Source organism: Streptomyces sp. NPDC058796, assembly GCF_042745235.1.
In the GTDB taxonomy this organism is placed as follows: domain Bacteria; phylum Actinomycetota; class Actinomycetes; order Streptomycetales; family Streptomycetaceae; genus Streptomyces.
Genome location: NZ_JBHYOP010000034.1, coordinates 1 through 6,360 on the forward strand (window position 1 = coordinate 1; position 6,360 = coordinate 6,360).

Annotated in this window: 2 protein-coding genes; both read right to left on the reverse strand. The window is 73.2% G+C overall.

Annotation, left to right across the window (positions count from 1 at the left end; translation table 11 throughout):
- A partial coding sequence (locus ACFW47_RS35070; protein WP_386308277.1) for a condensation domain-containing protein occupies positions 1–1,358 on the reverse strand: 1,358 nt, incomplete at its 3' end.
- A partial coding sequence (locus tag ACFW47_RS35075; RefSeq protein WP_386308278.1) for an amino acid adenylation domain-containing protein occupies positions 1,355–6,360 on the reverse strand: 5,006 nt, incomplete at its 5' end. The genes ACFW47_RS35075 and ACFW47_RS35070, both read right to left, overlap by 4 nt.

The following is a 6,360-nucleotide window of genomic DNA, read 5'->3' on the forward strand; positions in this document are numbered from 1 at the left end:
AGGACCCGCTCCCGCTCGGCCGGGTCGAGGGTGTCCAGGCGGGCCACGGGGATGTCGGAGTCGGTGACCAGGGCCTCCAGAACCCGCAGCATCCGCCGGCCGAAGTCGCGGGCGTACTCCTCGTCGTAGAGGTCGGGGCGGTAGTCCACGCGGAAGGACAACTCCGCGCCCCGCATCGTCGCGACGACGTTGACGGCGAAGTGCGTGCCACCCTTGATGTCCGCCGAGGCCACCCGGAGCCGGTCGGACTCGGAGGCGGTGGTGAGGTTGCCGTCCTCGACCGGGTAGTTCTGGAAGACCATGGCGGTGTCGAAGAGTTCGCCGTGTCCGGCCCAGCGTTGGATGTCGGCGAGTCCGGCCCACTGGTGGTCCAGGAGGCGGGCCTGTTCGGTCTGGAGGCGGCGGAAGAGGTCGCCCAGGGGTTCGGCGTGGTCGAGGCGGGCGCGGACGGGCAGGGTGTTGATGAAGAGCCCGATCATCGACTCGACGCCGGGCAGCTCGGGCGGGCGGCCGGAGACGGTGGCGCCGAAGACGACGTCGTCGCGGCCGGTTGCCTGGGCGAGGGCGAGTGCCCAGGCGCCTTGCACCACGGTGTTCATGGTCACCCCATGCCCCCGCGCCCAGGCCGCCAGCGCAGCGCTGACCTCGGGATCCGCGGTGAACGACACGTGCTCGGGCGCGGTGGACGCCGCCGACCCGGCCGGGGCGAGGAGGGTGGCCTCGTCGAGGCCGGACAGGGACTCCTGCCAGGCGGTCCGGGCGGCCTCCCGGTCGCGGGCGTCGAGCCAGGCCAGGTACTCGCGGTACGGGCGGACCCGGGGGAGTGCTGCGGGATCACCACCGGAGGCGTACAGCGCCATCAGCTCGCGCAGCAGGACCGGCATGGACCAGCCGTCGAGCACGATGTGGTGGTTGGTCATCACCAGCCGGACGTGGCCGGGGGAGAGCCGGATCGCCGTGAAGCGCAGCAGCGGCGGGCGGCCGAGGTCGAAGCGGCGGGCGCGGTCGGCGGCGGCGAGCCGGTCGGCCTCGGGGCCGCGCTCGTCCTCGGGCAGCGCGCTCAGATCGGCTTCCTGCCACGGCAGGTCGACGTCGTGCAGGACGAGTTGGGCCCAAGCCCCGTTCTTGCGCTGCCGGAACCCGGCCCGCAGGTTGGCGTGCCGGCGCAGCAGGGCCTCGGCCGCCGCGCGCATCCGGGCGCCGTCGAAGGTGCCCTCCAGATCGAAGGCGACCTGGCCGACGTAGAGGTCGGGACCCTCCGTGTGCAGCAGCCCGAGGAACACGAAGCCCTCTTGCAGCGGGGAGAGCGGAAGAATGTCCTCGATCTTGCTACGCGAACGAGACGGTTGCTGGCTCACTGCTCAATCTCCCACTCGGACTCAAGGTCGGACTCGAACTCCTCGATCTCGGACTGACTCAGCGAGTCGAGGGTCAGGTCGGACGGCGTCAGGCCGCCCGCGCCGGGACGGCCGGCGTGTTCCACCAGGGCTTCCAGCGCCCGGAACCAGTGCTCGGCCAGGAGCCGGGCGTCGTGATCGGGGACCAGGCGGCGTGCGTAGGTCCATTCCGCGCGCAGTCGGGGGCCGTCCGCTCCCTCGTGCACGACCGCGCTGATCTCCACCGCGTGGGCCATCGGCGCCGCCGGTCGCGACGCGGCCACTCCGCCGCCGGTCACGGTCCACGGCTCATGGGTGCCGGTGGCCGGGGTGACCCGCCGGCCCAGGTAGTTGAAGCCGAAGTCGGGCTCGGGGAGGCTCGCCAGGCGAGGCCCGGTGGTGGGGTTGAGGTGGCGCAGCAGGCCGAAGCCGATGCCGTCGCCCGGCACGGCCCGTATCTGCTCCTTGACCTGCTTGAGGCCGTCCTGGAGCGCATCACCGTCCTGGTGCAGCCGCCCCCAGTCGGTGACGTCCGGGGCCAGTCGTACCGGATGGAGGGCGGTGAACCAGCCCGCAGTGCGGCTGAGTTCGCTGCCCGGCACGGCGTCCTCGTGCCGGCCGTGGCTCTCCAGGTCGACCACGACGGGCGCGTCCGGGTCTTCGCCGCGCCCGCGTCGCCACTCGGCGACGGCGAACGCGAAGGCGGTCAGCAGGACGTCGTTCACACTGGCGTTGACGCTCCCCGGCACCTGCGTGAGCAGGGCCTCGGTCGTGGGCGAGGGAAGGTCGAGGCCGACGCGTCCGGCTTCGCCCTGGACGTCGCGCGCACGGTCCAGCCGTAGCGTGCCAGCCCCGGCGAGCGTGTGCTCCCAGTGGGTGATCTCCGCCTCGACCCTGGGGTCGGTGGCGAGCCGTTCCAGGGAGGTGGCCCACTGCCGCCACGAGGTGCCCACGGGGGCCGGTTCGGCGCCCCGGTACGCCGTCGCGAGGTCCGGCACGACGATGCTCCACGTCACCGAGTCGACCACCAGGTGGTGGGCGACCAGGACCAGTACGCCGGCCCGTCCGGCCCCGCGGTCCACCAGCACCGCCTGGACCATGCGGCCCTCGGCCGGCGCGAGGCGGTCCCGCGCGGCGCGCGCCACCTCCGCGACCAGGCCGTCGAGGTCGTCGGCGCCCGGCGACCCGGTGACGACGCGGAACACGTCCGCCGCCGGCACACTGCCCGGACCACGCACCTCGGCGCTTCCGTCGGGGCGGACCAGTAGTCGCAGCGCGTCATGGTGGTCCAGCACGCTCTGGAGGGCCCCGGCCAGTCTGTCGCCGTCCACCACGGGCGGCAGGGACACCACGACGGACTGGTTGAAGTCGTCACCGCCCAGACCGAGTTCGGCGACCCGGGCCATCACCGGGGTCAGCGGTACCGGACCGTGCGGCGGCACCTCGTCGACCTCCGGGTGGGCGTCGCCGTCCCGTTCGGCCAGGGCCGCGGCCAGCTCGGCCGTCGACTGGTACTCGAAGACGTCGCGGACGGCGAGGGCCAGACCGGCCGCGCGGGCCCGGCTGACGAGCTGGATGGACAGGATGCTGTCGCCGCCCAGGTCGAAGAACCCGTCGTCGATGCCGACCGCGGACAGGCCCAGTACCTCGGCGAAGAGCGTGCACAGCAGCTCCTCGGCCGGGGTGCGGGCGGCCCGCCCGGTGGACGCCGCCGCGTAGTCGGGCGCGGGCAGCGCCTTGCGGTCCAGCTTGCCGTTGACGGTCAGCGGCAGGGCGTCGAGGACCACGAAGGCCGACGGCACCATGTAGTCGGGCAGTGCCTGGCGGGCGAAGGCGCGCAGCGCGTCCGGGCCCGCCTCGCCGGCCCGGCCCTCTGCGGCCACCACGTAGGCGACCAGACGCCGGTCGCCGGGCCGGTCCTCGCGGACGACGACGGCGGCCTGGGCCAGCTCGGCACGCGTGGACAGGACCGTCTCGATCTCGCCCAGCTCCACCCGGAAGCCGCGGATCTTGACCTGGTCGTCCGCGCGGGCCAGGTACTCCAGCTCGCCCGCCGGGTTGTAGCGGACCAGGTCGCCGGTGCGGTACATCCGCTCGCCGGACCCGCCGTACGGATCGGCGACGAACCGCTCGGAGGTCAGGTCGGGGCGGCCCAGGTAGCCGCGTGCCAGACCGGTGCCGGAGATGAACAGCTCGCCCGGCACCCCTGCGGGCACCGGCTGGAGGTACTGGTCGAGCACGTACGCCCGGGTGTTCCCCGTCGGACGGCCGACCGGCAGGCTGCCACGGGCCGAGTACGGCGCCCGGACCTCGTGCTGCGTCACGCACAGCGTCGTCTCCGTCGGCCCGTACAGGTGGCGCAGCACGGTCCGCGGGGCGTGCTCCAAAACCCGGGCGACCGCGGCGGGCGAGACCACGTCACCGCCGGTCAGCACCTCCCGCACCCCGGCGAAACACTCCGGCGCCTCCTCGGCGACGACCCGGAAGAAGCCCGCGGTGAGGTGGATCGCGGTGATGCCGTGAGCGGCGATCAGCTCGGTGACGGCGGCCGCGTCCAGGTGCCCGGGCGGTGCCACGACGACCGTTCCGCCGGAGACCAGCGGCACCCACATCTCGTAGCAGGAGACGTCGAACGCGTGCGGGGCGTGCAGCAGCACCCGCTCGTGGGCATCCGGCCGCCAGCAGTGGTCGCGGACCAGGTCCACGACTCCGCGATGGGTGACCGCCACGCCCTTCGGCACCCCGGTGGACCCGGAGGTGTACATCACGTACGCGAGATCCTGCGGGCGCAGCCCCACGTCCGGTACGCCGTCGACGTACCCGGACCCGGGCGGGGCGCCGAACTCGTCGACCACCATGACCCGCGCACCCAGTTCCCCGGCCCGTGCCGCCTCGGCCCGGTCGGCCAGGACGAGCGTCGCCGCGGTGTCCGCCACTACGTGCCGCATCCGGTCGAGGGGATACGTGTCGTGCAGTGGTACGTAGGCGCCGCCCGCCCTGCTGATGGCCAGGGTCGCCACCACGTGGGCCAGGGACCGCTCCATCAGCATGACCACGGGCGTCCCCGGCCGTACCCCCTGCTGCCGCAGCACCCGGGCGAGACGGGTGGTGCGCGCGTCGAGTTCGGCGTAGGACACCGTCGTCGCACCCTGCACCAGGGCCGGCGCGTCGGGCGTACGCAGCACCTGCGCCGCGAACAGCTCGGGGAGCGTCGCGTCCAGGTCCTCCAGCGCGGGCCCGGTCCCCTCGCCGAGCAGCCGGTGGCGTTCGGTGCCGGCCAGCACCGGTACGTGGGACAGCCGGACACCGGGGTCGGTGACGACCGTCTCCAGGACCCGCACGAAACGCTCCACCAGGGACCGTGCCGTCGACCGGTCGAACAGATCGGTCCGGAAGTCCAGCGCTCCCGTGAGTCCGGTGCTCCGGCCCTCGCCGTCCCGGGTCTCGGCCAGCGCGAAGGCCAGGTCGACCTTGGCCGCGCCGAGCCGGCTGCGCTCCACGCCGACCCGCAGCCCCGGCAGTGAGAGCGAGGCGTCCGGGTCCGTGTCGGCCGTGCTCAGGATGAGCATCACCTGGAAGAGGGGGTGGTGGGCCAGCGTCCGGACCGGGTTGAGCGCCTCGACCAGCCGCTCGAAGGGCAGGTCCTGGTGGGCGTAGGCGGCCAGGTCGGTACGGCGCGTCTTCTCCAGCAGCTCCCGGAAGGTGGGGTTGCCGCTGGTGTCGGTGCGCAGGACCAGCGTGTTGACGAAGAAGCCGACGAGGTTCTCCGTCGCGCCGTCCGTGCGGCCCGCGACCGGCGTGCCGATCGGAATGTCCTCACCCGCGCCCAGCCGGGTCAGCAGCGCGGCGAGTGCCGCCTGGACCACCATGAACGTACTCGAGTGCGTGCTCCTGGCCAGCTCGGTCAGCCGCGCGTACAGGCCCGCGTCGAGCGCGAACGCGACCCGGTCGCCGTCCTGGTCCGCGAGGGCCGGGCGGGGCCGGTCGGTGGGCAGCTCCAGCTGCTCCGGCAGCCCGGCCAACCGCTCCTTCCAGTGGGCGAGCTGCCGGCCGGCCGCGCTGTCGGCGTCGGCCTCGTCCCCGAGAACCTCCCGCTGCCACAGCGCGTAGTCGGCGTACTGGACGGGTAGCGGCTCCCAGGCCGGCGCGTCGCCCGCACACCGCGCCGTGTAGGCGGCGGCGAGGTCCTGCCCCAGCGGCGTGCGGGACCAGGCGTCGGTGGCGATGTGGTGGATGAGGAGCAGCAGCACGTGCTCCCGCTCCGAGATCCGGAACAATGTCGCCCGCACCGGGATCCCGGCCGTGAGGTCGAACGCATGGTGAACGGCCCCGGAGAGCCGCGCGTCCAGCTCACCTTCTTCGGTGTCGACCACGACCAGCGGCAGCAGACCGGGCTCCCACTCCTGAATCACCTGCCGGGGTCCCTGCTCGTCCTCGGTGTAGGTGGTGCGCAGGCTCTCGTGCCGGGCGAGCAGGTCGTTGATCGCCGCGTGCAGGGCGTCCTGGTCGAGGGCGCCGGTGAGGCGGAGGGTGGTGGGGATGTTGTACGTCGCCGAGGGGCCTTCGAGCTGGTGGAGGAACCAGAGGCGCTGCTGGGCGTACGACAGCGGGATGCGCTCCGGACGCGGTTTCGCGGTGAGCGCGGCCCGCGCACCGTCGGCCTGGTCGAGCGCACCCGACAGCCCGGCGATCGTCGGCGTCTCGAAAAACTGCCGCACGGACAGCTCGACGTGCAGTGCGGTGCGGGTGCGGCTGACGAGGCGGGTGGCGAGGAGGGAGTGTCCGCCGAGGTCGAAGAAGTTGTCGTCGATGGTGACGCGGTCGACGCCGAGTACTTCGGCGAAGAGGGTGCAGAGGATTTCTTCGCGGGGGGTGCGGGGGGTTCGTCCGGTGGTTGTGGGGGTGTAGGTGGGTGTGGGGAGGGCTTTGCGGTCGAGTTTGCCGTTGGGGGTGAGGGGGAGGGCGTCGAGGGTGACGTAGGCGG